Origin of the sequence: Clostridium sp. E02 (genome assembly GCF_003833015.1) — a bacterium.
Taxonomy (GTDB): domain Bacteria; phylum Bacillota; class Clostridia; order Lachnospirales; family Lachnospiraceae; genus Lacrimispora.
Window position 1 is genome coordinate 172,340 of the sequence record NZ_RJLQ01000005.1, and the last position, 24,250, is coordinate 196,589.

The window sequence follows — 24,250 nt, forward strand, 5'->3', positions numbered from 1 at the left end:
TCACTAAAGGAGTAAAACGATGGCATTAGTAAAGATGAAAGAGCTGCTTATGGAAGCGGCATTAGAAAACCGGGCAGCAGGCGCATTCAGCGTCGGGAATTTAGAGATGATTAAGGGAGCCATACAGGCGGCAGAAGAGTTGAATACGCCTATTATTTTGCAGATTGCCGAAGTGCGGCTTCCCCACTCTCCCCTTTCTTATATGGCTCCTATGATGGTGGAGGCGGCTAAGAATGCCAGGATACCAGTGAGCGTTCATCTGGATCATGGAAAGACGGTTTTAGTATTAAAACAGGCACTGGAGTATGGATTTACTTCGGTGATGTTCGATGGTTCGAGTCTGCCGTTTGAGGAAAATATAAAACAAACAAAAGAAGCAGCTGATCTGGCTCGAAAATATGGAGCTACCATAGAAGCGGAGCTAGGATTAGTAGGAGGAAGTGAGGATGGAACCACGGATGAGGGAATCCGCTGTACCGATCCGTTTGATGCTGAGACCTTTTCCGAACGTACGGGGATTGATGCCCTTGCAGTTGCCATCGGAAATGCACATGGAAATTATCCAGTGGCTCCAAGACTTGCATTTGATGTGTTGGAAACCATTCAGAATCAGGTGACGATCCCCCTTGTTTTACACGGTGGAACAGGAATTACACCGGAAGATTTTCAAAAAGCAATCGGGTTTGGAATCCGGAAAATTAACATTGCTACGGCTAGTTTTGACGCACTGACCAAAGAGGCAGATTATTATTTAAAAACCAATGGACCCCATGATTATTTTGGATTAAATGAAGCCATGGTTCGTGGTGTCTATGAAAATGTAAAGAAGCATATCCACATCTTTAACTGTGGATCGCTCAATTAGCAGGAGGGATAACATGCAGTATATAACATTTGATGAAAACAGGCCCATGGATCTTGTACTTTTAGGAAGAGTCGCTGTGGATTTTAATCCAGTGGATTATTTCCATCCGCTTTCCGAGTGTACCACATTTAAAAAATACGTAGGTGGGTCTCCGGCTAACATTGCCGCAGGGGTTTCCAGACATGGATTAAAGGCAGGTTTTTTTGCCAGAATCTCCGATGATCAGTTTGGAGATTTTGTCACAGACTTTTTTGAGAAAGAAGGAATCGACGTATCCAGAATCCGACGCTGCGAACATGGAGAGAAGATTGGCCTTACGTTTACCGAGATCCTCTCCCCCACGGAAAGCAGTATCTTAATGTATCGGAACTGCATTGCAGATTTGCAGCTGGATCCTTCTGATATTGACGAGGAATACGTGAAAAACACGAAGGCACTTCTAATCTCTGGAACAGCCCTCGCGGCAAGTCCTTCCAGGGAGGCAGCTTTAAAAGCAGTGATGCTTGCAAAACGCAATCATACACCAGTGATCTTTGATATTGATTACCGTCCTTATAACTGGGTTTCAAAAGATGAGATTTCCATTTACTATTCTATGGTAGCAAAGGAAGCGGACATTATCATGGGTTCCAGAGAAGAATTTAATCTGACGGAACGCTTAATCATGGAGGGGCGTACGGATCAGGAAACGGCTGATGCGTGGCTTCACGAACGTGCCAAAATCGTAATTATCAAACACGGGAAAGAAGGTTCTACGGCATATACAAAGGATGGCAACCGTTATACCATTAAGCCATTTCCTGTAGATGCATTAAAATCCTTTGGTGGAGGCGATGGATATGCTTCCGGTTTTCTATATGGATTGTTTCAGGGCTGGGAGATGATTGACTGCTTAGAATTTGGCAGTGCAGAAGCGGCCATGATGGTAGCAAGCCATTCTTGTTCCGTGGATTTGCCAGATCCTTCGCAGGTAAAGGCGTTTATCAAAGAATGCAAAGAAAAATACGGCGAGATGATCGCCAGAGCATAGAGAAAGGAGAACGATCGCCATGGGATTTACCAAAATGACGACTGCCCAGGCACTGGTTAAGTTTCTGGATCAGCAGTATATCGAACGAGATGGGGAAGTGACAAAATTTGTAGAAGGTATCTTCACCATATTTGGACATGGAATCGTAGTGGGTCTTGGTCAGGCACTCGATGAAAATCCGGGAGATTTGAGGGTTTATCAGGGCAGGAATGAACAGGGGATGGCCCATGCGGCGGCAGGATTTGCCAAACAAAACAACCGAAAAAAAATAATCGCCTGTGCCAGTTCCATTGGACCGGGGGCAGCAAATATGGTTACTGCCGCCGCTTGTGCGACTGTAAATCAGATTCCGCTTCTTCTTTTTCCAGGAGATACGTTCGCAACGAGACAGCCAGATCCAGTGCTTCAGCAGCTAGAACAAAGTTACGCACCTTCCATTACCACCAACGATGCGTTTCGCCCCGTATGCAAATTCTGGGACCGGATTGTAAGACCAGAACAACTCATGTCCACGATGATTCATGCCATGAGAGTTCTAACCGATCCGGCAGAGACTGGGGCAGTTTGCGTGGCCCTTTCCCAGGATGTAGAGGGTGAGTCTTATGAGTATCCAGAGTCTTTCTTTGAGAAACGAATCCATCGGATTTCAAGATCCGTTCCTGCGGAAATTGATTTAGAGGAACTCACCGCTATGATCATGGACAGTAAAAAACCAATGGTAATCTGTGGGGGAGGTGTTCGTTACTCAGAAGCAGGGGAAGCACTGGAAAAATTCTGTGAGACGGCAAAGATTCCATTTGCAGAGACACAGGCAGGAAAAAGTGCATGCAAATCCTCCCATACTTATAATTTAGGGGGACTTGGAGTAACCGGAAACCTTGCAGCCAATACCATAGCGGAGGAAGCGGATTTAATCCTTGCAGTGGGAAGCAGGCTCTCGGATTTTACCACCGGTTCCAAAAGCCAGTTTAAGAATCCTTCGCTGCGAATTGCCTCAATTAATCTATCTCGGTTCCATGCATACAAGATGGATGCATTCCCTGTGGTTGCAGATGCCAGAGAGACATTAGAAATGTTGACAGACCGGTTAAAAGAATCTGGGTATACGTCTGGGTATACGGGTGAGATAGAAACGGCAAAAGAGGCTTGGAACAAGGAAATGGAACGCCTGTCTCGTTATGCGTACGATGACGATTTTGAGCCACTGGTTCAAGCACGCAATCCAGTTACCATCGAAGAATTTGTCAAGCTGACTGGGGGTGTTATCACCCAGACATCGGCAATCTCTTTCATCAGAAAAGAGATTGATCAAGATGCCATTCTCGTAGGCGCATCGGGAAGTCTTCCCGGATGTTTGCAACGAATGTGGACTACGGACCGCCGGGATTCCTACCACATGGAATATGGATATTCCTGTATGGGATATGAGATTGCGGCAAGCTTGGGAGCAAAGATGGCTTCTCCAAAACAAGAAGTTTACTCCATGTGTGGAGATGGCAGTTTTCAGATGCTGCACAGTGAACTGATTACGTCTCTGCAAGAAGGGGCAAAGATTAATGTTTTGTTATTTGATAATTGTGGATTTGGATGTATCAATAATCTCCAGATGTCAAACGGCATTGGAAACCTGGCAACAGAATTTCGATACCGGGATGAAGCGGGGGGATTAAACGGATCTCTTCTTTCCGTGGATTATGCAAAAGTCTGCGAAGGCTATGGGGTAAAAACATACACGGCTAAGACACTGGATGAATTAAAGGAAGCGTTATTGGATGCAAAGAAGCAGACCATATCGACACTGATTGATATTAAGGTTCTGCCAAAGACCATGACGGACGGATACCAATCATGGTGGAATGTAGGACTGGCCAGTGTGACTGGAAATGAGCAGGAAAAGAAGGCTTATGAAACGCTGATAGAGAACCGAGAGAAAGCACGGCGGTATTAACAAAAACGATCGTATATGGGAAGGGTAAAGATATGTTAAACAGGGAAAAAGTTAAATTAGGAATCGCACCAATCGCATGGACCAACGATGATCTTCCAGATCTGGGAAAGGAGAATACCTTTGAGCAGTGCGTCAGTGAGATGGCACTGGCTGGATTTACTGGTTCAGAAGTAGGAAACAAGTATCCAAAAGATCCGGAAGTATTAATAAGAGCCTTGCGACTACGGGGGATTGAGATCTGCAATGCGTGGTTTTCTACCTTCTTAATCAGCAAACCTTACGAAGAAACAGAACGGGAATTTGAAAAGCACGTAGCATTTTTGGCATATATGGGAGCAAAGATTGTAGGAGTTTCCGAACAGAGTTATAGCACCCAGGGAATGGAAGATAAGCCTGTTTTTGCGGGAAAGCATGAGATGAAGGAAAGCGAGTGGAAAGCCCTTTGCGACGGGCTAAACCGCCTTGGAAAACTTTCCAAGGAAAAGTATGGGGTGGCTTTAACATTCCATCATCATATGGGCACAGTGGTTCAAAGTGGAGCAGAGACCAGACGCTTATTGGAGGGAACAAACCCAGAATTTGTCAGCTTGTTGTTTGACAGTGGGCACTTTGCATATTGCGGGGAGGACCCCCTTGCCATGGTAACTGCATTTATGGACCGGATTAAACACGTTCATTTAAAGGACATTCGTCCGGAAGTGGTTCAAAAAGTCAAAGAAGAAAACATGAGCTTTTTAACGGGCGTTCGAAAGGGAGCATTTACCATTCCAGGGGATGGCTGCATTGATTTTGAACCCATATTTGAAGCACTTTCAAAGGCATCGTACGAAGGATATATGGTGGTAGAGGCAGAACAGGATCCAGCGAAGGCAAATCCACTGGAGTATGCCATCCGGGCAAGAAAATTTATTGCTGAAAAAACAGGGCTTTAATTTCAAGATAAAAGGAGAAGAACATTATGGTAACCGTAGGAATTATCGGAGCAGGCAGAATTGGAAAGGTGCATACAGAAAGCATCTGCAATATCGTAAAGAACGCAGCTATTAAGACCATTGCAGATCCCTTTATGAACGAGGAAACGGATCGTTGGGCAAAGAGTATGGGCGTTACAAATACCACAAAGGACTATAAAGATATTTTAAATGACCCGGAGATTGATGCGGTACTCATCTGCTCCTCCACCAATACCCACTCCCCCATCTCGGTGGAGGCAATCCGTGCCGGAAAACACGTGTTTTGCGAAAAACCGATCGACCATGACATTGAAAAAATCAAAGATGTGATAGATGCCTTAAAGGGAAGCAAGGTAAAATATCAGGTTGGATTTAATCGTAGATTTGATCATAACTTTGAAGCCGTTCACAATGCAGTTGCAGCAGGAAAGATCGGTGAGCCCCATATCATTAAGGTTACTTCAAGAGATCCAGAGCCGCCAAGTCCAGAGTATGCAGCTGTTTCCGGTGGAATGTTTCTTGACATGACCATCCATGATTTTGATATGGTTCGTTTCTTAGCTGGATGTGATGCGGAAGAAATCTATGTACAGTCTGCTGTTTTGGTAGATCCTGCCATAGGAGAAGCGGGAGATGTGGATACCGCTGTTATCACTTTACGGATGGAAAATGGTGCCATTGCAGTCATTGATAATTCCAGAAAATCTGCTTATGGGTATGATCAGAGAGCGGAAGTATTTGGTTCCGAAGGAATGGTCGTGACCGCTAACGATACTGGATCCAGTGCAATGCTCAGCACAGCTGGAGGGGTAACCGGGGAAAAACCTCTTTACTTTTTCTTAGAACGTTACATGCAGTCATTTGCTAAGGAGATCAACTGCTTTATTCAGGCAATTGAAGAAGACACCGACACTCCTCTTGGGGTTTTAGACGGATTAAAACCCGTAATTATGGGGATTGCAGCGAAAAAATCGGTAAAAGAGGGACGTCCTGTTAAAATATCTGAAATAACAATCTAAGCGTACATCAGAAACAGCAACTGCAAAGAAAGGAGTCTTTATGAGTGAATTATTCAGTTATCCGGAGTTTGACGAAGAAGGGGTAAAACTTTTATCCAAAGCCGGAGATGCCACCAATGACATGTTAATGGATATTGCCGTATATCAGATGAAAGCGGGGGAAGAGAGATCCTTTGTGTTTGCCAAAGAGGAAATGGCAGTTCTTCTTTTAACGGGAGAGATCCTTTTTTCTTGGGAGAATCAAGAAAAGTCTGGGAAAAGGCATTCTCTGATTGAGGAGGGACCGTACTGTCTTCACGTATCAAAAGAGACTCCGGTTTTTGTAACTGCAAAGGAAGACAGCGAGATCCTGGTTCAGTGTACAAAGAATGAGACGGCTTTTCAAAGTGTATTTTATGAACCAGAGTCCTGTACCAATGATACATTTGGGGAGGGGCTTTGGGAAGGAAAGATGAAACGGACGGTCCGTACCATATTTGATTACAACAATGCCCCTTATTCCAATATGGTAAATGGAGAGGTAATCACCCATCAGGGAGGCTGGTCTAGTTACACCCCACATGAGCATCCCCAGCCAGAGGTTTACTATTACCGCTATGAGCGTCCGGAAGGATTCGGTGCTTGTTTTATTGGAGAGGAAGCGTTTAAAATTAAAGATGGAAGCTGTGCAGCAATCACAGGAGGAAAGACCCATCCCCAGGCAACGGCTCCTGGATTTCCCATGTACTATTGTTGGATGATCCGCCATCTTCCAGAGAATCCTTGGACGACAAGGGTGGATGATAAAAGATATTTATGGATCAAAGAAACAAAATAAGGGTTTGGCTTTAGAAAGAGGCAGTGGTTATGGGGAAAGTTCTTCTCCATGATCCCTGTCTTTTTCCAGTGGAATCTGGGGATTAGATGACATTTTCACTCAATTATGATAAGTTAATATGATAGTATAGATAGAGAAGTTAACAAGAAAAGAGAGGGATAGGGATGTACCAGATTGAACAGATGGTTGTTAGTTTTGTACAGCAGCATGATCTGGTGTTTCAGACCAGTTTGCTTTTTCGGATTGTAATTGCAGGTACGTTTGGGTACCTGATTGGATATGAGAGAAAGAATCGCTATAAGGGAGCAGGAATGCGCACCCATGCCATTGTGGCAATGGGGGCGGCACTTATGATGGTGGTTTCCAAGTATGGATTTTCTGACGTCGCGAAGTTTGACAGTTCTAGAATCGCAGCTCAGATTGTATCCGGAATTGGGTTTCTTGGAGCGGGTGTGATCTTTGTAAAGAACAATTCAGTGAGTGGCCTCACAACGGCAGCAGGAATCTGGGCTACAGCAGGTGTGGGAATGGCAATCGGATCCGGTGCTTACTATCTGGGATGTGGATCAGGGCTTTTGCTTGTGTTTACCCAGATTATTCTCCACGATGTTCCATTTCTTGCCAAGGAACCATACCGGAGTCTTTTAAAACTGACGACAACCCAATACGATGCAGTAATAACCGAACTACTGCAAAAATTAAGCGAAGAGAAAATCAAGGTGAGAAATGTAAGGATAGGAAAGTCAGGAGAGAAAACCAAGGTTGAATTGGAGTTGCTTTATCCGGCAGGGTATGAGAAATATAATTTAATCGTGGGATGGTCCAATGACGAACGGATTGAATCCATCAGTGGATGAGCCACAGGAATGGCAAGATCTGCAAGCAAACACAGAAGAAAAACAAAAAGTGGGTAGAAGGTTTACAGGGGAAATTATATAATAGGGACAACTAAACCGCCTGGTTTTTAGAGAAAGGGAAAAGAAAAGGGGTTACGAATGAAATATTACATTGGGATTGATTTAGGTGGAACAAACATCGCTGCAGGATTGGTGAATGAAGAAGGAAGTTTATTCAATTGCTGTTCTCTCCCGACCGGAAAAGGGAGAAGTGCAAAAGAGATCGCTGCCGATATGGGAAAGCTGGCTAAGAAGGCTGCTTTTGATGGAGGAATTGACTGGGAACAGATTGCCTCCGTAGGAATCGGAGTTCCAGGGACAGCCAATCAAGAGACTGGAATGGTGGAATATGCCAACAACCTGGGATTTTACGATGAACCCATCGTCTCTATGATGGAGAATGAACTTCCTGGGAAGAAACTATATTTTGATAACGATGGGAATGCGGCGGCCTGGGGAGAATATTTAGTTGGAAGTGGAAAAGGCACGAAATCCATGTTGCTTGTCACGTTGGGAACTGGGATCGGTGGCGGCATTGTTTTAAACGGAAAACTATTTGAGGGAGTCAATTATGCTGCGGGGGAATTTGGTCACATGACCATTGATCAAAATGGTATTTTGTGTAACTGCAATCGAAGAGGCTGTTTTGAGGCATACGCATCGGCAACCGCTTTGACCATGCAGACCAAAGCTGCGATGGAAACTCATCTGGATTCCGTTTTGTGGGAACTTTGCCATGGGAAGATAGAAATGATTGAAGCAAAGACACTGTTTGACGGAGTCCGCAGAGGGGATGAGACGGCTCTTTTGGTGTTAGATCAATACGTAACATATCTGGGAGCTGGGGTTGTAAATTTAATTAATTTATTTCAGCCGGAGTTAATCTGCATTGGAGGGGGAATTAGTAAGGCAGGAGATCTATTATTAGAGCCTTTAAAAGTCATTGTGGAAAAAGAGGAGTATGCAAGAAGTTCAAAAAACAGAACGAGACTTGCAGTTGCAGAACTCAATAATGATGCGGGACTGATTGGCGCTGCTTTGTTAGAAGACGAAAAAAAGGGGACAAACATATGAAACGCTATATGGAACATCTGATACACTCTGCAGAAAAACGGGTGGATCATTTCTTAAACATTCAGGTAACCGACGTAAATGATCCTTTTTACGGTGGCATGAAAAGCGGGATTTTAGAGGCGAAACCAACCATCTATGTTATGGCAGATGCAGCTTCGGTCTATTTGAATCAAAATAGCCGGTATTACAAAAACGAGAGTCTTCTAACAGCAATGGAAGCGGCAGTTTCGTTTATTGCAAACGGTCAGAGAGAGGACGGGAGTTTTGACTACCCTTCCTGCAACTTTAAATCAGCTCCGGATACCTCCTTTTGTTTCAAACGGTTGATTGCCACATACCGACTTTTTATAAAATACACAAAAGAAGGAGAACTAAATCGCTTAAAGGCTGGTTATCACCACCTTTTAGTAAAATCACTGAATGCTTTGCTGACCGGAGGATTCCACACACCAAATCACCGCTGGGGCATTACAGCGGCGCTTATGCAGGGGGCATCTCTTGTAGAGGAGGAAAACCCCGAATTGGGAAAAGAACTGCTAAAACGGGCAGAACAGTATCTGGCAGAGGGAATTGATGGCAATGACGAAGGGGAATATGCAGAACGTTCTACGGGTAATTATAACGCTGTGGTAAACAATGCTATGATGGCCATGTATGAAGAAACGGGAGATGAAACTTATCTTTTATATGTGAATCGGAATCTAAAGATGATGCTTTTCTATATCGATCCCGATGATACCATTTTTACCCAGAATTCCACCAGACAGGATCAAGGGAAGGCAGAGTACCCGGATAAGTATTTTTACCAGTATTTATACATGGCGGCAAAGACGGGAGAAGAGGTTTATGATCGGGCAGCCCATAAGATTATAAAGGACAATATGGAGCGGGGAGATATGGCACCGGAATGTTTGCATATTATTATGCTTCATGACTTTATGGAACAGTACCAATTCAAAGGATACGGTTTTTTAGATACCTATCACAAGCATTTTAAAGAAGCTGGAGTGATCCGGGGAAAGACAAAAGAATATGGCTACAGCATTCTAAAGGGCAAAAGTGAATTCTTGTTTTTAAAATTTGAGGAAACGCTCGTCTATTTAAAAATTGGAGAAAGCTATTGTGATATTCGAAATTTCATTCCCCAGACCATGGAGGAGACAACAGATGGTGTGGTACTGACCTCTAAGGCAAAGGGATGGTATTATCTTCCGTTTAAGGAAAAGCAAGACACGACAGACTGGTGGAAGATGGATCATAAGAAACGAGATATCTTAAACAGTAGTGAGATCGACCTGACGGTAACGGTAAAGGAATGCCTTAAAGGGGTAGAAGTTACGGTGAAGGCAGAAGGTCTTGACCGGGTGCCGTTACGGGTGGAACTTTGTGTTCCGGCAGGAAGCATCCTTGAGAATGAACAGTTTCACTTAAAAGCAGCAAAAGGAGAGGAACTGATTTTAAGAGATGGGTTTGTAACGTTACACCATAAAGAACAGAACCTCATCTTAGGACCGGGATTTGGAACCCATGAATTTGGCGGACATTATTCAGGAGAGGTACTCAATGAAGCAGGGTATACCATTTATTTCAATGATTATACCCCTTATGAGAGAACCTTTTCTATTCTCAGAGTCTAGAGAAGCAAATTTAAAAGATGGAAAAAACAGTAAATTCCGGTACAAGGAAGTAACGGAGTTTACTGTTTTTGTGCTTGATATGGGAAAATAAGGATTGGATAATCATACTTTCATATAAGAAAAGTATGATTTTGTCGAATTTTGTTGCAAAAGCGCCCGAAATGTGTATATAATAAATCTAAATTTTCTGTAAGGCTGAAAGCAATCGGGATTTCACTATTAAAAAATCCAGGTCCGGTCAATACTGACAGAGAAGTGAAAGGAGAGACTTATGAAAAAAATGTTTATGAAAGCCACAGCTCTGGCACTGACATCCGTTTTGGTACTTGGAGGTCTGACTGCCTGCGGTGGAAAAGATCCAGTGGGTGAAGAGACGACAGCACAAAACACTGATTCCGGTGCAGATGCGGAACAAGGGAAAGAGAGTACCTTTACCTATGCGATCGCAGGTGATCCAGGAGCAAATGTAAATGTAATAACCACCAGTGACCGTTTCGGTCTGATGACCCTTAAGATGATTTATTCCCCTCTTTATATGTACAATGCAGATGGGATTAATTACTTTTTGGCAAAAGGAATTGAAGCATCCGATGATAAGCTCACGTATACCGTTACCCTTCGAGATGATGTAACCTGGTCAGATGGGGAGAAGTTTACAGCAGATGACGTGGTCTTTACCTTTGAGGCTATGGAGAAAAAGGAAAATGCAGGATGGGCCTATTCCCAGCTGGTATATCCAGAGGGAGCAGTTAAAGTAGAAAAGGTAGATGAGTATACGGTGACGTTTACCATGCCTTTTGTAAATTCTGCTGCAGAAGAAATGTTTTCTCAGATTTTCATTATGCCAAAGCATGTATATGAAAAAGTCACTAACTTTGAAAATAATGATGTGAATACAAAACCGGTTGGTACCGGACCTTATGTGATGGCGGAATATTCTGCTGGTTCTTATGTGAAGTTTACAAAGAATGAGACGTATTTTTTAGGCGCCCCCACCATCGACAATTTTGTATACCGGATCATTGAGAATGAAAACACAGCCATGACTGCCATTCAAAGTGGTGAGGTGGATGCCTGGATTGGCACACCGGCACAAGTGGAGCAGATGAACCTAGAAGCCGGAAACTTAACGGTTTACCCATATCAAGAGGGTCGTGTTGGTTATATGATGATGAATTCCAATCGTTTATCCAATGAGAATTTTAGAAAAGCGATTCTCTATGCACTGGATAAAAAAGCGATAGCCGATGCCACTCTTCTTGATTCCGCCAACTACGATCTTCCATGGAGCTTTATGCCTCCTAACAGCAAGTTCTTTACGGATGATGTGGAAAAATATGAGCAAAACCTGGAGAAATCGAAGGAGCTTTTGGCTGCTTCTGGTGTGACAAATAAAGAGATTACCCTTGCTTACTCAGCTTCTGACAGCTTACAGTCCACTTCAGCGATTATGATTCAGGAACAGCTAAAAAAAGTAGGAATTACCGTTAATTTAACCGGAGTCGATTCTACCGCTTTCTATCAGCAGATCAAAGATCCTGAGAATACCTATGATTTGTTCTTTGGTGGTTACATCATGGGGATTGATCCAGATACGTTCTCTAGTTTGTTTGAATCAAACGGAGAATTTAACTATATGAATTATAAGGTTCCAAAAATTGATGAATTGTTTGCGCAGGGACGTTCCGAAGCAGACGAATCCAAACGAAAAGAGATCTATACCACACTTCAGCAAGAGATTCAGGATACGGCCTGCTTCTACCCGCTTTATTCCAACAAGCGTTTGCTGGTGGTATCCAACAAAGTTACCGGGATTGAAGATGCGAAATTGGTACCTGTTTATACGTTTGAAGATGCTTCAAAATTACGGTTAAAGTAAGATGAGAAAGAGGGGGAACCGCTGCTTTAATTCTGCAGCAGAGATCCCCTCTTTTGTATAAGGAGAATGATATGGCAAAATATATTTTAAAACGGGTCTTAACCGCCATACCTATGGTCTTTCTTATCACGGTCTTGTGTTTTACACTCATGCATTTTGCACCCTACGATGCCATAGATGCCATGACAACTCCTAAAATGTCGCAGGAGACCATTGATATAATTAAGGCGAAATACGGATATGACAAACCGTTTCTAGTTCAGTATTTTAGCTGGCTGAACGGAATCATGAATGGTAATTTCGGATATTCCATCGTAACCAAACAAAGCATTGCCAAAGATCTTTCGGTCCGGCTTCCCAATACGATAAAACTGGTTCTGCCCTCTTATCTAACTGCTTATTTGCTGGCAATTGTTCTTGGACTCATTGCAGGATTTAAGAAAAACCGGCGGGTAGATCGATGGATTGATGGAATCTCATCCATTGGACTGGCAATTCCGTCTTTCTGGTTTTCCATGCTGCTTATCTTTTTCTTAGGATACCGATTGAAACTACTTCCCATTGTGGGAATGCATACGGTGGGGTTTGAATCGTCTCTGGTGGATTTTTTGAGACATTATTTCATGCCTTATTTCACACTTGTTATTACGTTTCTACCTGCCAATTTAAAATTTGTCCGCGCTTCTACGATCACCCAATTTTCGGAAGATTATGTGTTAGTTCAGCGTGCGTTTGGTGCATCCGACAGGGAGATCATGTTCCGCCATGTTCTAAAGAATGTATTGCTTCCCATCATTACAAGACTAGGTTTGGCACTCCAGACTTTGGTGACCGGTGCAATCATTACGGAAACCGTATTTGGCTGGCCGGGAGTAGGTCCCTACTTTATCAAGGCAATTCAGGGTATGGACTATCCCATTGTCATGATTGTGTTGGTGCTTTCCTCTTCGCTTGTTATCATGGGAAGTCTCTTATCGGATGTATTATGCTGTATAACCGATCCGAGAATCAGAGAAATGGGGTGATTAAATGACAGAAAATCAAACAAAAAGAGAAAAACGCAGATCAGTCCGGATGGAAAGTGTGCGTCTGGTATTAAAACGTGATAAGGTTGCTGTGATTACCCTTGTGTTACTAGGAGCAATTATTTTGCTGGCTCTTATAGCCCCATTCCTTCCGATGGATCCAAATGCTACCGATATTGCGAATCGATTAAAGGAGCCGTCTCTTAGCCACTGGTTTGGGACGGATGAAGTGGGACGGGATTACTTTGCGCGGATTATTTATGGAGGCAGAGTCTCCTTGCTGGTTGGCTTTCTAGCCATGCTTACAAGTATGACCATAGGGGTACTTGTAGGAACCATTGCTGGCTTTTCAGGTGGTATCATTGACATGGTGCTGATGCGGATTTTGGATGTGTTATACTCCATTCCCTGGATGATATTAGTCACGGTAGTCAGTATTTTTTTAAAACCGGGGTTACGTTCCATTATCTTAGTAATTGGATTTTTTACTTGGATGGAGATTGCCAGATTGGTAAGGGCAGAAACCATGTCTTTAAAAGAACGGGAATTTATTTTATATGCTAAATTTTCCGGAGTCAAATATTTTAAAATTATTTTAAGTCATATCATCCCTTCGGTTTTTCCGACCATTATTGTTTCAGCAACCAACAGCATCGCCAACGCCATTATGACGGAATCCTCGCTTAGTTTTCTGGGCGTGGGAATTCAGCAGCCCATGTCATCTTGGGGAAGTCTTTTGCAAAGTGCTCAGGGAACCATGCAGAATTCTTTTCACATGGCACTGATTCCTGGTTTGTTGATCATTGTTACGATATTTGCTTTTAATAAACTGGGAAATCTGCTTCGGGTATATGTGGAACCGAAGATAATGAATGATGAGAAAGAGTAAAGGAAGGGAAATATGGAAGAGACAAAGAATAATGATGATGTGATTTTATCAGCAGAAGATGTCCGTACCACGTTTCATCATCATGGAACTGCCATTCAGGCGGTCCGTGGTGTCAGCTTCTCCGTGAATCGTCAGGAGATCCTGGCAGTGGTTGGAGAATCGGGCAGCGGAAAAAGTGTTTTGATGAAATCGGTTATGGGTCTAATGCCAGAGAATGCGGACGTCTCTGCTTCCCATATCCGTTTCTTGGGTCATGACCGGTTAAAGATGACACCAGAGCAGCTTCGTAAGATGAGAGGCAAAGATATGGCGATGATCTTTCAGGATCCGATGACAGCCTTAAATCCTCTTCGTACCATAGGGTATCATCTGACCGAGGTTTTAAAACGTCATAGAGGTATGGATCAAACTTCCGCCAGACAAGAAGCAGTTTTGGTTCTGGAGCAGGTGGGAATCCCCTCTCCTGAAAAACGGCTCAATCAGTATCCTCATGAGTTTTCAGGTGGAATGAGACAAAGAGTTCTGATTGCCATGGCGCTTTGCTGCCGCCCGAAGCTTCTGATCGCAGATGAACCAACCACAGCTCTTGACGTGACCATTCAGGCGCAGATTCTAGAGTTATTGCAAAAAATACAAGAGGAGACGGGGATGAGCATCGTCCTGATCACCCATGACCTTGGGGTAGTTGCCAGTTTGAGTCATCGGATTGAAGTAATGTATGGAGGGTTGATTATGGAAACGGGGGTCACAGATGAGATTTTTTATAACCCCAGTCACCCCTATACCCGTGCCCTATTACATGCAGTACCAAACCCTGGACGTGATGCAAGAAAACGCTTAGAACCAATTCCTGGTATGGCACCTTCCCTTGCCGATCCACCTCCTGGCTGTCCATTTTCCAAACGCTGTAAATTTGCTTGTGGAGCATGTGACAAGAAAATACCGGATTATAAAGTATATTCGAATACGCAGAAGTCTTTGTGTATTTTTACCTCAAAGGAGCTAGACGAGATGGAAAGGAAGGGAACGTGATATGGAACAAAACCATCGGGATGTCTTACTAAAGGCCAGTGGGCTTTGCAAGTATTTCCAGCAAAAGGATTTTATGGGGCGTAACAAGTCGGAGATTAAAGCCGTAGATGGAATTGACTTAGAAATCCGCAAGGGAGAAACGTTTGGACTTGTGGGAGAATCGGGCTGTGGAAAATCAACACTTGGACGGACGCTTATCCGCATGTATGAGCCGACCAAAGGTTCCATTGTTTTCAAAGGACAAGATATCTCTTTTATAAAAGGGCAAAACCTTAACTCTATTCACAGACAGATGCAGATCATATTCCAGGATCCATATTCGGCACTTGATCCCCATCACAATGTCCGGGAAATTATCGGGGAATCGTTAAGTGCCATAGGTGGACGGTCCAAAAGTGAGATTGACGGACGAATCGAAGCGATGTTAAAAAAGGTTGGAATGAAGCCGGAGGACATGTATAAATATGCACATGAATTTTCTGGTGGACAGAGACAACGGATCGGGATAGCCAGAGCACTTTGTGTGGAACCGGAATTTTTACTTTGCGATGAGCCAATCTCCGCACTGGATGTGTCAATCCAGGCGCAGGTAGTCAATATGCTGGAGGACTTGCAAAAGGAACTGGGCCTTACTTATCTGTTTGTTGCTCATGATCTGTCTATGGTGCGGCATATCTCCACCAGGATTGGTGTGATGTACTTAGGCAGGCTGGTAGAGGTGGCAGACAGTGAAGAACTGTATGAAAACCCACTTCACCCTTATACCAGAGCTTTGCTTTCTGCCATACCAGTGGCAGATCCGAAACTGGCGGCACAGTCAAACCGGGTGATGTTAAAGGGAGAACTTCCAAGCCCCATGGACGTTCCAAGCGGCTGTCATTTTCATACCAGGTGTTTGTATAAACGAGAAGATTGCAGTAAAAATATACCTAAATTAACGGAAATTACTCCCGGCCATTTTGTAGCTTGTCCTTATGCTCAGGAAATTTCTTCTTGACTTTTTAATCAAAACTTTTTATAATAATAACAATTCAAGTATAAAAACGGGCAAAGACGCTTAAGAACTTTAGATTCTTAGGCGTCTTTGTGTTTTTTTACGAAAAAGGAGAATCGGAGAGGGGATGGAAAGATGCCAGATATGGTGAAAGTTGAGAACTTAAAAAAGAATTTTGGAGACTTGGAAGTTTTAAAAGATATTAGTCTTACCGTGAAAGAAGGGGAGAAGCTGGTAATTATTGGACCATCGGGGTCTGGTAAATCTACCTTTATCCGCTGCATCAACTATCTAGAGGAGCCGACAAGTGGAACCATTACGGTTGCAGGGACTAAGGTTACGAGAAAGAACCACTTAGAGATGGCAAAGAAATACTCCTCTATGGTATTTCAGCAGTTTAATTTGTATCCCCATCTCACGGTTTTGGAAAATCTGACCTTGGCACCTATGAAACTCCAGCATATGAAAAAGCTAGAGGCAAATACACTAGCCATGGAATGTCTTAGCCGGGTGGGATTGAAAGAGAAAGCGGGCAATTATCCAATCCAACTTTCTGGAGGACAGCAGCAGAGAGTGGCAATTGCCAGATCCCTATGCACCAAGCAGCCCCTGATTTTATTCGATGAACCTACGTCTGCTCTGGATCCTGAGATGGTGCAGGAGGTATTAAATGTTATGGTAGAACTGGCCCATGAAAATATTACCATGATCTGTGTCACCCACGAGATGGGATTCGCCCGTCAGGTTGCCGACCGTGTCATCTTTATGGATGGGGGATATATTCTGGAAGAGGGGACACCAGAACACTTTTTTGATTGTCCAGAACAGGAACGGACCAAAGCATTTTTAAGCAAAATCCTACATTAGGGATCGCTTTTTAATAAAAAATTTGAGGAGGAAGTTATGATGAAAAAGAAAATGGTATCACTGGCACTTACAATTGTGCTTGCAGCAGCTTTGACTGCATGTGGGTCCAAGGCTCCAGAATCAACGACAAAAGCACCGGAGGCAGCTAAGGCAGAGGAAACGACTAAAGCCGATGGGGCGAAGGAAGCGGAATCTGATGTAGCTAAAATTGTAGACCGAGGTGTATTAAAAGTAGGCTGCAAAGCAGATATTCCGAAATTCAGCTTACAAAACACAGCAACGGGTGAATATGAAGGGTTTGAGGATGATCTGGCTTATGAGATCGCAGGTTCTATCTTTGGATGTACGGCGGATGAGGCAAAAGAAAAGAAATTGGTTGAATTTCAGGGAGTGACTGCAAAGACCAGAGGACCTCTTTTGGAAAATGGGGAAATTGATCTTGTAATTGCAACGTTTACCATCACACCAGAGAGAAAGGAAACGTATAATTTTTCCACTCCGTACTTTACCGATGCAGTAGGATTGTTGGTGAATAAGGATTCTGGGATCAATGCAGTGGAAGATCTTGATGGGAAAATCATCGGTGTGGCTCAGTCTTCTACGACCAAAGATGGGTTTAAAAAATATGTGGAGGAAAAGGGGTTAGACGTAAAACCTCAGTTCCAGGAGTTTGATGGTTACCCAGCACTGGCACAGGCACTGGCTACCAAACAGATTGATTGTTTTTCGGTTGACCGTGCAATCTTAGCTGGATATGTAAACGATGGCAATCAGATCTTAGATGACCGGTTTGCAGAACAGGATTATGGGGTTGCTTCTTCCTTAGATCACCCAGGTCTTGCGAAACTGGTGGAAGAAAGGGTCACTTCTATGCTTTCTGACGGATCTATGAAGGCTCTTCAGGATGAATGGGGATTACAGTAAGCGATTCATAGTAAAGGAAAAATGACATGATAAAAGGTCTATTTGATAGCAAACGCTGGAGTGCCTTGTTCGCGGCATTTCCCGAATATTATATCCCAGGATTTCTTATGACGCTTAAAATATCACTTGCAGGACTGGCGGTTGCGCTGGTCCTTGGGGTGATATTTGGAATGTTTTCTACAGCGAAATGGAAACCGTTTCAGATTGTTTCTCGTATCTATGTGGAACTGATTCAGAATACGCCTCTGGCACTTCAGATTATGTGTTATTATTCTATCTTGCCTATGGCTTTTTCTAGTTCAGGATTCCGAATTCCTAAGTTTTTACTTGGTGTAATCGGAGTGGGGGTCTATCATGGTGCGTATATCTCAGAAGTCATACGGACTGGAATTCTAGCCATTCCCAAAGGACAGTCGGAGGCGGCAGCTTCTCAAGGGTTTGGTTACGTGGAAACCATGTATTATATCATTCTTCCCCAGACAATTCGGATTATTATGCCGCCCCTTGCCAATCAGGCTTTAAACCTGGTTAAAAACACTTCCATTTTAGCGATGGTCGCTGGAATGGATCTGATGTACTTTACCGATTCCTGGGGAGCAGACAGGGGATATTTTGCACAGGCGTATTTTACCAGTGCAGTGATGTATTTTATTATTTGCTTCCCATTAGCCAGACTGGCCCGGTATTTAGAGATTCGTTCCATGCGGCTGCCAATTGCAAAAAAGCTTGATTACCAAGCGGATGAGGAGGCAGCATGATAGAGTTAGCAAAACAGATCTTTACACCTGCCAATGTCCTTTTTATGTTAAAGGGACTAAGAATGACGGTAATCATCGCGATCTTTGCCACTGTGATCAGCTTGTTTTTTGGGACCCTTCTGGCACTGATTCGGACGTATGCTTCTGGAAAATGGAGATGGGCAGGAACGTTAGTGGCAATCTATACAGAATTTTTTCGGTGTACGCCCAATCTTCTGTGGATACTCTGGATCTATTTTACGGTGAAGGGGAATAAGGTAGGAGTATCGGTATTTGCCATTTCTTTGTTCACTTCAGCCGTAATGGCGGAGATTGTAAGGGGTGGGTTAAATTCCATTCCCAAGGGACAGTTTGAGGGTGCCACATCCCAGGGGTTTCGTTTTACAGAGACATTGTGGTACATCATACTTCCACAGACGTTTAAAAAGATAATTCCTGCACTTTTAAGCCAGGTAATTACGATAATCAAGGATACCTCGTTTTTAAAGATGGTTGATGTGGCTGAATTTATGAGAAACTCTGCCGTTGTGCTTGGAAGTATCTACGATGTCAGAGGAATGATATTGCTGTTTGGATTTGAGGCTCTTTGCTATTTTACGATCTGCTTTGCACTTAGCTGTGTGGTTAGGGGATATCAAAGAACCATTGTAACTGGTTAGGGAGGGGATCTGTTATGGAAAAATTTACAGTTACGATTACCAGAGAGTTTGGAAGTCTGGGTCGTTCCATCGCAAAGGAATTGTCTGAGGAATTGGGCGTGGATTTTTATGATCGGGATATCGTGGAAGAGGTAGCAAGGAAACTGAATCTTCCAGTATCTACTATAAGCGATGAGGAGGAAAGATCTCGGCATGGTCTTTTTCCTCGTATGTTTCCTTTGGGGACGGATGAGGAGTATATGCAAGATATTATCTATGAAGCGCAAAAGAGCATCATCTATGATCTTGCCAGAAAGACCAGTTGTATTTTTGTGGGGAGATGTTCCGATTTTCTTCTTGAAAAAGAGAAAAATAACATTAATATTTTTATTTACGCTCCTTATGAGAGGCGAGTGAAAAACTGTGTTGAGTCTCTTTTTATGACCGAGCATGAAGCGAGAAAGATGATTCTATCCGTGGACCGGGCAAGAAATGCTTACCACAAAAAATATGCGGGGTATCTGCCAAATCATCCGGAGCATAAGAATCTAATGATTGATTCTTCTCTCCTTGGCGTGTCAGGAACGTCAAATTTAATTGCAGGCATTGTGCGTCAATTGTTTCCGGAATAAGTAGATTGGGACCTCTTGCCTTGACATTCAGGGAGGCTGGTACTAAACTGAAAAGAAAGCTTGAGAAGGTCGTAAAGGAGACAAAAATGCGCTACAAGATAAGGAAAAAACTAGTGCCCGTAGGACCGGATGAGAGTGTTATGGACGGGGAAGCAATTGTAGAAATCGTGAAAAAGCATGAATACTGGGACAAGTACCATAATCGGTATCAGGACCATATGTTGATAAAAAACCTGGAAAAAGCCCAGTATTGTCGGGCAGATCTTCTAAAAGAGTGTGCAATCGGGTCCTTTGTGATCCCCAGAAAAAAGCACCTGCTGGGAAAGCCTATTGTATTTGGTTACTACATGGACCGTGACCGTCTTATCTTTGTAGATGATAGTGGGGAAGTTGAAAAAATGCTTCATGAGCTTGAACGGGTGCAGATATTTGAAAAGACATATGTGACACATCTGTTTTTTGAATTCCTTGAGTATCTCGTGCGTGAAGAGGTTGATTTTTTGCAAAAATACGAAGAAAAATTAACAGAGATGGAAGATAGAATTATGAGTGGCAGGAGTGAGAGAACCGATGTTTCTATTTCCATATTAAGGGCGAGAAAGGAACTGGCTAAGGTTTCGTCCTACTATGGTCAACTTTTGAATGTAAGTCAGACATTAACAGAGAATTATAATGATTTGTTTCGAGAGGAAGACTGTGCTTTGTTTCACCTTTTTTCAGGGCGTATGAAAAGGCTTGTGGAACATGGAAAGGAACTAAGGGAATATGCGTTGCAAATCCGAGAGATGTATCAATCGCATATGGACATGAAACAGAATCATGTTTTATCCTTTTTGACGATGGTGACTGCGATTTTCATGCCTTTGACCCTAATTGCCGGCTGGTATGGAATGAATTTTAAAAACATGCCGGAGATTAATTGGAACTATGGTTATTTGGTCTGCACTTTTGTCAGCCTTTTGCTGATTATCGGGGAGGTCTGGTATTTTAATAAGAATGGTTGGTTTAAAAAATAACATGTATTGACTATTTGGTATGATTGTGATACAGTGATAAAAATAATATCAATGTACTGCTGTGCGTTTTCGATGAGGAAAATATCGAAAGCGCACTATTTTTTTGTAAAGGAGAAGATAATATGAAAAAGTCATTCATTGTTACGATGTCGGCAATGCTTGTTTTGCTCGGTTTGAACGGGTGCAGCAATCTTTCCAAATCTGCCGCTGCAGCACCGAAAACAGCAGTTACGACCACAGAGTCGGAGACAGAACAAGCACTTGAACTAAACGGTCATACATTATCCATTTACTGCGGAGCAGGTATGACAAAACCATTTCAAAAGATTGCCGATGCGTTTAAGGAGCAAACGGGGTGTGAAATGGAAATTACATTTGCGAATGCAGGTCAGATTCAAACGCAGATTAACACAGCAAAAGAGGGGGATTTGTTTCTTGCAGGTTCAGCTGACGAGCTAAAACCGGTTGCAGATGTAGTCACTGACAGCAAAGAGCTTGTCAAACATATTCCAGTTCTTGTCGTTAAGAGTGGGAATCCTTTTAAGATAACAAAACTGGAAGATTTAGCAAATGAAACGATACGCCTTGTGTTGGGAGATAAAAAGTCTACTCCCATAGGTAAAATCTCAGACAAAGCACTTACCGATGCAGGAATCCGAGAGAAGGTAAACGTAATAGCAAGAACAACCACGGCTCCAGAGATCGTTAACGCCCTTATGGTTGATGAGTGTGACGCAATTATCGTTTGGAAAGAAAATGTCACAGACAAGTCGATTGAGATTGTAAATACAGAAGAAATGGAAAAATACACAAAGACGGTTCCGGCAGCCTCCCTTTCTTACTGTGAGGATAAGGAAGCACTCTCGGCGTTTCTTGAATTCTTAAATTCACACAATGCCAATACAATCTGGACAAAATTTGGTTATGAAGTAATAAAATAAATAAAAGTAGAGAAGGAGACAAGGTGAAACGTAGACATTCATTTAATTTTTTTGATTTGATTTCTGCTATCATAACGTTAGGTATTGCATTCTATATTTTGCTTGCACTTCTATCTATTTTAATTGGAGGAATCCCATATTTGAAGGAGGCCTTCTGGTCTAGGGAGGTTCGTTTCTCAATCTTATTAAGCATCTACACCGCAAGTATCTCCACTAGCATCTGTGCTCTTCTTGCAATTCCATGTGCATATGGGCTCACCAGAACCGCAATGCCGCTTAAAAGGGCGGCACAGATTATCATTGAGATGCCCTTGGCTCTCCCCTATCTTGTATTGGGACTTTGCCTTCTGGTTCTATTTTCTTCAGACGTTGGAAAGGAGTTAAAGAATCTTGGTTTTTTGGTTGTCTTTGACAGGAAGGGAATTATTATGGCCCAGCTGACGGTAAATTTACCTTTTGCAGTGAGGCTTATGAAAAATACAATGTCGCAAATTGACAGTAGACTGGAATTTATTGCGGGTACACTTGGAGCTTCTAGGTGGAAGCGGTTCTGTACGATCTTGCTGCCTCTGTGCGGACCTTCTATCCTAACGATGGTTGTTCTTGTCTGGTCCCGTGCGCTTGGGGAATTCGGTGCAACCTTAATGCTTGTTGGTGTAACCAGAATGAAGACGGAGACGTTACCGGCCAGTATTTATTTAAATATTTCTACGGGTGATAACGGGATGGCCATGGCTTGTGCCATCATACTACTGATCATTGCAGCATTTTCCCTGGTGATTACTTCTTTACTGGGAGGAATCCACAAGCAGCACACGCGTATAAAGGATGTGAGTTCGTAATGTTACCTACAATCGAAGCGAAAAATTTTTATCTAAAAAAAGGTGATTTTCAATTAAAAAATATTTCCTTTCAAATTCATGCAAAAGAGATATTTGCTATCCTCGGGAAAACTGGAGCTGGAAAAACGATGCTGCTTGAATCGATAGCTGGATTTTACCGAGGAATCGAAGGAGGTATTTATCTGGGGGGACACAACGTCCTTGACATTCCTTTGGCAGAACGAAAAATAGGATTTGTTTATCAGGACTATGGGCTATTTCCCCATATGACCGTTAAAAAAAATATCTCATACGGCCTGAAAATGCAAAAGATATCAAAGGAAGAAAGAAAGAAACGGGTTGGGCACATGGCTGAGATTATGTCCATCTCTCACATTCTAGATCAGCATCCGAATACACTCAGCGGGGGCGAGAAACAGCGTACGGCATTAGCAAGGACTCTGGTGTTAAGTCCCAATGTACTGTTACTGGATGAACCTTTTTCCGCACTTGATCCAGTAACCAAACGTTCCATGTACAAGGAAATTTTGAACATCAATGAGCAGTTTGATTGTGCAATTATATTTGTGACCCATGATTTTATGGAGGCTCAGAAACTTGCTCATAGGATAGGGATCGTGGATAAGGGGAGCTTGACGGCTGTCCGTAGGAGCAATGAGTTGTTTCATTCTTATCAGAATGAAGAAATGAATCAATTTTTGGGTATCAGGAAAGGGGAATGTATATGACACAGGAAGAATTAATGGACCGTTTGAAACGCGAGTTTCAGTCTCTGGTGGAAGAACACCATCTTGATATGGAGGAAGTCACGATTCGATCAAAAAGTCTTACGCCAGAGGAAGCAATCGGAAATACGAAAAGAAGGGATTTTCCGATTTTGACTGGAAAGGAAGTAATGCTGCAGGCTGAATACCAAGGTGCACGTGGGCAGGCATTTACCGATGCCCCGTCAAAGTTTGAGGGGACACTACATGAAATACAAATGCTTGATGTCGTCAATAATCTTCATGACCGGGGACTCTTTATTGCAACAATGAATGCAGTTATGACAAAACTGGGGATGATCGATCATACCGTTCACTGCCGCACAGAGGAACCGGAAAACTGTGCTCTGGAACTGTACGATTATGTGAAAAATAACTATGGAACCAAAAAAATTGCGCTTGTGGGCTATCAGCCGTCGATTCTGGAAGCGTTATCCAAAGATTTTACCGTTCGCGTTCTTGATCTAAATCCCCAAAATGTGGGACAGCTTCGTTATGGTGTTAAAGTTTTACATGGAATCAATGATTATAAAGAAGTTGTGCTTGACTGGGCGGATGTGGTATTGTGTACAGGCAGTACTTTGAGTAACGGAACGATTGTTAATTTCCTTGATATAGGAAAAGAGGTACTATTTTTTGGAATCACGATTGCCGGGGCGGCTAAATTATTGGGATTAAAGCGGTTTTGCCCATGTTCCCAGTGACAGAGAATTGATGAGTAAAATGCAAAAATAAATTTGACATATAAAAAAAACCGTGATATAATAAATTGTTGTGCAAAACGAGAGGGTGAAGGTCTGATACTTGCCG

The 24,250-nt window shown here is 42.9% G+C and carries 24 protein-coding genes; all 24 read left to right on the forward strand.

What is annotated here, in order from left to right; genetic code table 11:
- The first annotated feature begins 19 nt into the window (after positions 1–19).
- The 24 genes from EFT72_RS05335 to EFT72_RS05450 all read left to right on the forward strand — a co-directional run bounded on the left by EFT72_RS05335 (position 20) and on the right by EFT72_RS05450 (position 24,144).
- On the forward strand, positions 20–865 hold the full coding sequence (locus EFT72_RS05335) for a class II fructose-bisphosphate aldolase (RefSeq protein WP_124065871.1): 846 nt from the start codon (positions 20–22) through the stop codon (positions 863–865).
- A gap of 13 nt (positions 866–878) precedes the next feature.
- Positions 879–1,895, forward strand: coding sequence for a 5-dehydro-2-deoxygluconokinase (gene iolC / locus EFT72_RS05340; protein ID WP_124065872.1), 1,017 nt, complete (start codon positions 879–881; stop codon positions 1,893–1,895).
- 19 nt (positions 1,896–1,914) lie between these two features.
- A complete protein-coding gene (gene iolD / locus EFT72_RS05345; RefSeq protein WP_124065873.1) occupies positions 1,915–3,843 on the forward strand; it encodes a 3D-(3,5/4)-trihydroxycyclohexane-1,2-dione acylhydrolase (decyclizing) in 1,929 nt (642 codons plus the stop codon).
- A 32-nt stretch (positions 3,844–3,875) separates the two neighbouring features.
- Positions 3,876–4,775 carry a myo-inosose-2 dehydratase gene (gene iolE, locus EFT72_RS05350; RefSeq protein WP_124065874.1) on the forward strand — a complete coding sequence of 300 codons (900 nt, stop codon included), beginning with the start codon at positions 3,876–3,878 and terminating at the stop codon, positions 4,773–4,775.
- A gap of 26 nt (positions 4,776–4,801) precedes the next feature.
- Entirely contained in the window at positions 4,802–5,815 is a 1,014-nt protein-coding gene (gene iolG, locus EFT72_RS05355) for an inositol 2-dehydrogenase (RefSeq protein WP_124065875.1), read from the forward strand.
- A gap of 40 nt (positions 5,816–5,855) precedes the next feature.
- Positions 5,856–6,632, forward strand: coding sequence for a 5-deoxy-glucuronate isomerase (locus EFT72_RS05360; RefSeq protein WP_124065876.1), 777 nt, complete (start codon positions 5,856–5,858; stop codon positions 6,630–6,632).
- Positions 6,633–6,796: 164 nt separating this feature from the next.
- Positions 6,797–7,489, forward strand: coding sequence for an MgtC/SapB family protein (locus tag EFT72_RS05365; protein ID WP_124065877.1), 693 nt, complete (start codon positions 6,797–6,799; stop codon positions 7,487–7,489).
- Positions 7,490–7,627: 138 nt separating this feature from the next.
- On the forward strand, positions 7,628–8,602 hold the full coding sequence (locus tag EFT72_RS05370) for an ROK family protein (RefSeq protein ID WP_124065878.1): 975 nt from the start codon (positions 7,628–7,630) through the stop codon (positions 8,600–8,602).
- Complete coding sequence (locus EFT72_RS05375; protein WP_124065879.1) at positions 8,599–10,239, forward strand: hypothetical protein; 1,641 nt, start codon at positions 8,599–8,601, stop codon at positions 10,237–10,239. The genes EFT72_RS05370 and EFT72_RS05375 overlap by 4 nt, the downstream gene beginning before the upstream one ends.
- Before the next feature lie 271 nt (positions 10,240–10,510).
- Positions 10,511–12,118 carry an ABC transporter substrate-binding protein gene (locus EFT72_RS05380; protein WP_124065880.1) on the forward strand — a complete coding sequence of 536 codons (1,608 nt, stop codon included), beginning with the start codon at positions 10,511–10,513 and terminating at the stop codon, positions 12,116–12,118.
- Positions 12,119–12,189: 71 nt separating this feature from the next.
- A complete protein-coding gene (locus EFT72_RS05385) occupies positions 12,190–13,143 on the forward strand; it encodes an ABC transporter permease (protein WP_124065881.1) in 954 nt (317 codons plus the stop codon).
- 4 nt (positions 13,144–13,147) lie between these two features.
- On the forward strand, positions 13,148–14,032 hold the full coding sequence (locus EFT72_RS05390) for an ABC transporter permease (RefSeq protein ID WP_243109950.1): 885 nt from the start codon (positions 13,148–13,150) through the stop codon (positions 14,030–14,032).
- 12 nt (positions 14,033–14,044) lie between these two features.
- Positions 14,045–15,064, forward strand: a complete 1,020-nt coding sequence (locus EFT72_RS05395; protein WP_124065882.1) for an ABC transporter ATP-binding protein — start codon at positions 14,045–14,047, stop codon at positions 15,062–15,064.
- A gap of 1 nt (position 15,065) precedes the next feature.
- Entirely contained in the window at positions 15,066–16,061 is a 996-nt protein-coding gene (locus EFT72_RS05400; RefSeq protein WP_124065883.1) for an ABC transporter ATP-binding protein, read from the forward strand.
- A 141-nt stretch (positions 16,062–16,202) separates the two neighbouring features.
- The gene (locus EFT72_RS05405; protein ID WP_206426608.1) at positions 16,203–16,925 is read left to right on the forward strand and encodes an amino acid ABC transporter ATP-binding protein; all 723 of its coding nucleotides are present in this window, start codon (positions 16,203–16,205) and stop codon (positions 16,923–16,925) included.
- 36 nt (positions 16,926–16,961) lie between these two features.
- The gene (locus EFT72_RS05410; RefSeq protein ID WP_347561844.1) at positions 16,962–17,849 is read left to right on the forward strand and encodes a transporter substrate-binding domain-containing protein; all 888 of its coding nucleotides are present in this window, start codon (positions 16,962–16,964) and stop codon (positions 17,847–17,849) included.
- Between the two features lie 26 nt (positions 17,850–17,875).
- Positions 17,876–18,607, forward strand: coding sequence for an amino acid ABC transporter permease (locus tag EFT72_RS05415; RefSeq protein ID WP_124065885.1), 732 nt, complete (start codon positions 17,876–17,878; stop codon positions 18,605–18,607).
- Positions 18,604–19,266, forward strand: coding sequence for an amino acid ABC transporter permease (locus EFT72_RS05420; RefSeq protein WP_124065886.1), 663 nt, complete (start codon positions 18,604–18,606; stop codon positions 19,264–19,266). Before EFT72_RS05415 ends, EFT72_RS05420 begins: the two co-directional genes overlap by 4 nt.
- A gap of 14 nt (positions 19,267–19,280) precedes the next feature.
- On the forward strand, positions 19,281–19,877 hold the full coding sequence (locus EFT72_RS05425) for a cytidylate kinase-like family protein (protein WP_124065887.1): 597 nt from the start codon (positions 19,281–19,283) through the stop codon (positions 19,875–19,877).
- 86 nt (positions 19,878–19,963) lie between these two features.
- Positions 19,964–20,893: a CorA family divalent cation transporter gene (locus EFT72_RS05430; protein WP_124065888.1), complete on the forward strand. Its 930-nt coding sequence runs from the start codon at positions 19,964–19,966 to the stop codon at positions 20,891–20,893.
- A 122-nt stretch (positions 20,894–21,015) separates the two neighbouring features.
- Positions 21,016–21,834: a molybdate ABC transporter substrate-binding protein gene (gene modA / locus EFT72_RS05435; protein WP_243109951.1), complete on the forward strand. Its 819-nt coding sequence runs from the start codon at positions 21,016–21,018 to the stop codon at positions 21,832–21,834.
- Positions 21,835–21,857: 23 nt separating this feature from the next.
- On the forward strand, positions 21,858–22,676 hold the full coding sequence (locus EFT72_RS05440) for an ABC transporter permease (RefSeq protein ID WP_124065889.1): 819 nt from the start codon (positions 21,858–21,860) through the stop codon (positions 22,674–22,676).
- Positions 22,676–23,404: an ATP-binding cassette domain-containing protein gene (locus EFT72_RS05445; RefSeq protein ID WP_124065890.1), complete on the forward strand. Its 729-nt coding sequence runs from the start codon at positions 22,676–22,678 to the stop codon at positions 23,402–23,404. The genes EFT72_RS05440 and EFT72_RS05445 overlap by 1 nt, the downstream gene beginning before the upstream one ends.
- Positions 23,401–24,144, forward strand: coding sequence for a DUF364 domain-containing protein (locus EFT72_RS05450; protein WP_124065891.1), 744 nt, complete (start codon positions 23,401–23,403; stop codon positions 24,142–24,144). The genes EFT72_RS05445 and EFT72_RS05450 overlap by 4 nt, the downstream gene beginning before the upstream one ends.
- The last annotated feature ends 106 nt before the right edge of the window (positions 24,145–24,250 follow it).

What these genes read in the sequence shown, in the direction of transcription:
- EFT72_RS05445 (WP_124065890.1), top strand. Translation starts at nt 22,676, where the DNA reads ATGTTACCTACAATCGAAGCGAAAAATTTTTATCTAAAAAAAGGTGAT.
- EFT72_RS05370 (WP_124065878.1), top strand. Translation starts at nt 7,628, where the DNA reads ATGAAATATTACATTGGGATTGATTTAGGTGGAACAAACATCGCTGCA.
- EFT72_RS05415 (WP_124065885.1), top strand. Translation starts at nt 17,876, where the DNA reads ATGATAAAAGGTCTATTTGATAGCAAACGCTGGAGTGCCTTGTTCGCG.
- EFT72_RS05390 (WP_243109950.1), top strand. Translation starts at nt 13,148, where the DNA reads ATGACAGAAAATCAAACAAAAAGAGAAAAACGCAGATCAGTCCGGATG.
- modA (WP_243109951.1), top strand. Translation starts at nt 21,016, where the DNA reads ATGAAAAAGTCATTCATTGTTACGATGTCGGCAATGCTTGTTTTGCTC.
- EFT72_RS05405 (WP_206426608.1), top strand. Translation starts at nt 16,203, where the DNA reads ATGGTGAAAGTTGAGAACTTAAAAAAGAATTTTGGAGACTTGGAAGTT.
- EFT72_RS05430 (WP_124065888.1), top strand. Translation starts at nt 19,964, where the DNA reads ATGCGCTACAAGATAAGGAAAAAACTAGTGCCCGTAGGACCGGATGAG.
- iolC (WP_124065872.1), top strand. Translation starts at nt 879, where the DNA reads ATGCAGTATATAACATTTGATGAAAACAGGCCCATGGATCTTGTACTT.
- EFT72_RS05420 (WP_124065886.1), top strand. Translation starts at nt 18,604, where the DNA reads ATGATAGAGTTAGCAAAACAGATCTTTACACCTGCCAATGTCCTTTTT.
- EFT72_RS05365 (WP_124065877.1), top strand. Translation starts at nt 6,797, where the DNA reads ATGTACCAGATTGAACAGATGGTTGTTAGTTTTGTACAGCAGCATGAT.
- iolD (WP_124065873.1), top strand. Translation starts at nt 1,915, where the DNA reads ATGGGATTTACCAAAATGACGACTGCCCAGGCACTGGTTAAGTTTCTG.
- EFT72_RS05335 (WP_124065871.1), top strand. Translation starts at nt 20, where the DNA reads ATGGCATTAGTAAAGATGAAAGAGCTGCTTATGGAAGCGGCATTAGAA.
- EFT72_RS05375 (WP_124065879.1), top strand. Translation starts at nt 8,599, where the DNA reads ATGAAACGCTATATGGAACATCTGATACACTCTGCAGAAAAACGGGTG.
- EFT72_RS05450 (WP_124065891.1), top strand. Translation starts at nt 23,401, where the DNA reads ATGACACAGGAAGAATTAATGGACCGTTTGAAACGCGAGTTTCAGTCT.
- EFT72_RS05385 (WP_124065881.1), top strand. Translation starts at nt 12,190, where the DNA reads ATGGCAAAATATATTTTAAAACGGGTCTTAACCGCCATACCTATGGTC.
- iolE (WP_124065874.1), top strand. Translation starts at nt 3,876, where the DNA reads ATGTTAAACAGGGAAAAAGTTAAATTAGGAATCGCACCAATCGCATGG.
- EFT72_RS05360 (WP_124065876.1), top strand. Translation starts at nt 5,856, where the DNA reads ATGAGTGAATTATTCAGTTATCCGGAGTTTGACGAAGAAGGGGTAAAA.
- EFT72_RS05410 (WP_347561844.1), top strand. Translation starts at nt 16,962, where the DNA reads ATGATGAAAAAGAAAATGGTATCACTGGCACTTACAATTGTGCTTGCA.
- EFT72_RS05380 (WP_124065880.1), top strand. Translation starts at nt 10,511, where the DNA reads ATGAAAAAAATGTTTATGAAAGCCACAGCTCTGGCACTGACATCCGTT.
- EFT72_RS05395 (WP_124065882.1), top strand. Translation starts at nt 14,045, where the DNA reads ATGGAAGAGACAAAGAATAATGATGATGTGATTTTATCAGCAGAAGAT.
- EFT72_RS05425 (WP_124065887.1), top strand. Translation starts at nt 19,281, where the DNA reads ATGGAAAAATTTACAGTTACGATTACCAGAGAGTTTGGAAGTCTGGGT.
- EFT72_RS05400 (WP_124065883.1), top strand. Translation starts at nt 15,066, where the DNA reads ATGGAACAAAACCATCGGGATGTCTTACTAAAGGCCAGTGGGCTTTGC.
- iolG (WP_124065875.1), top strand. Translation starts at nt 4,802, where the DNA reads ATGGTAACCGTAGGAATTATCGGAGCAGGCAGAATTGGAAAGGTGCAT.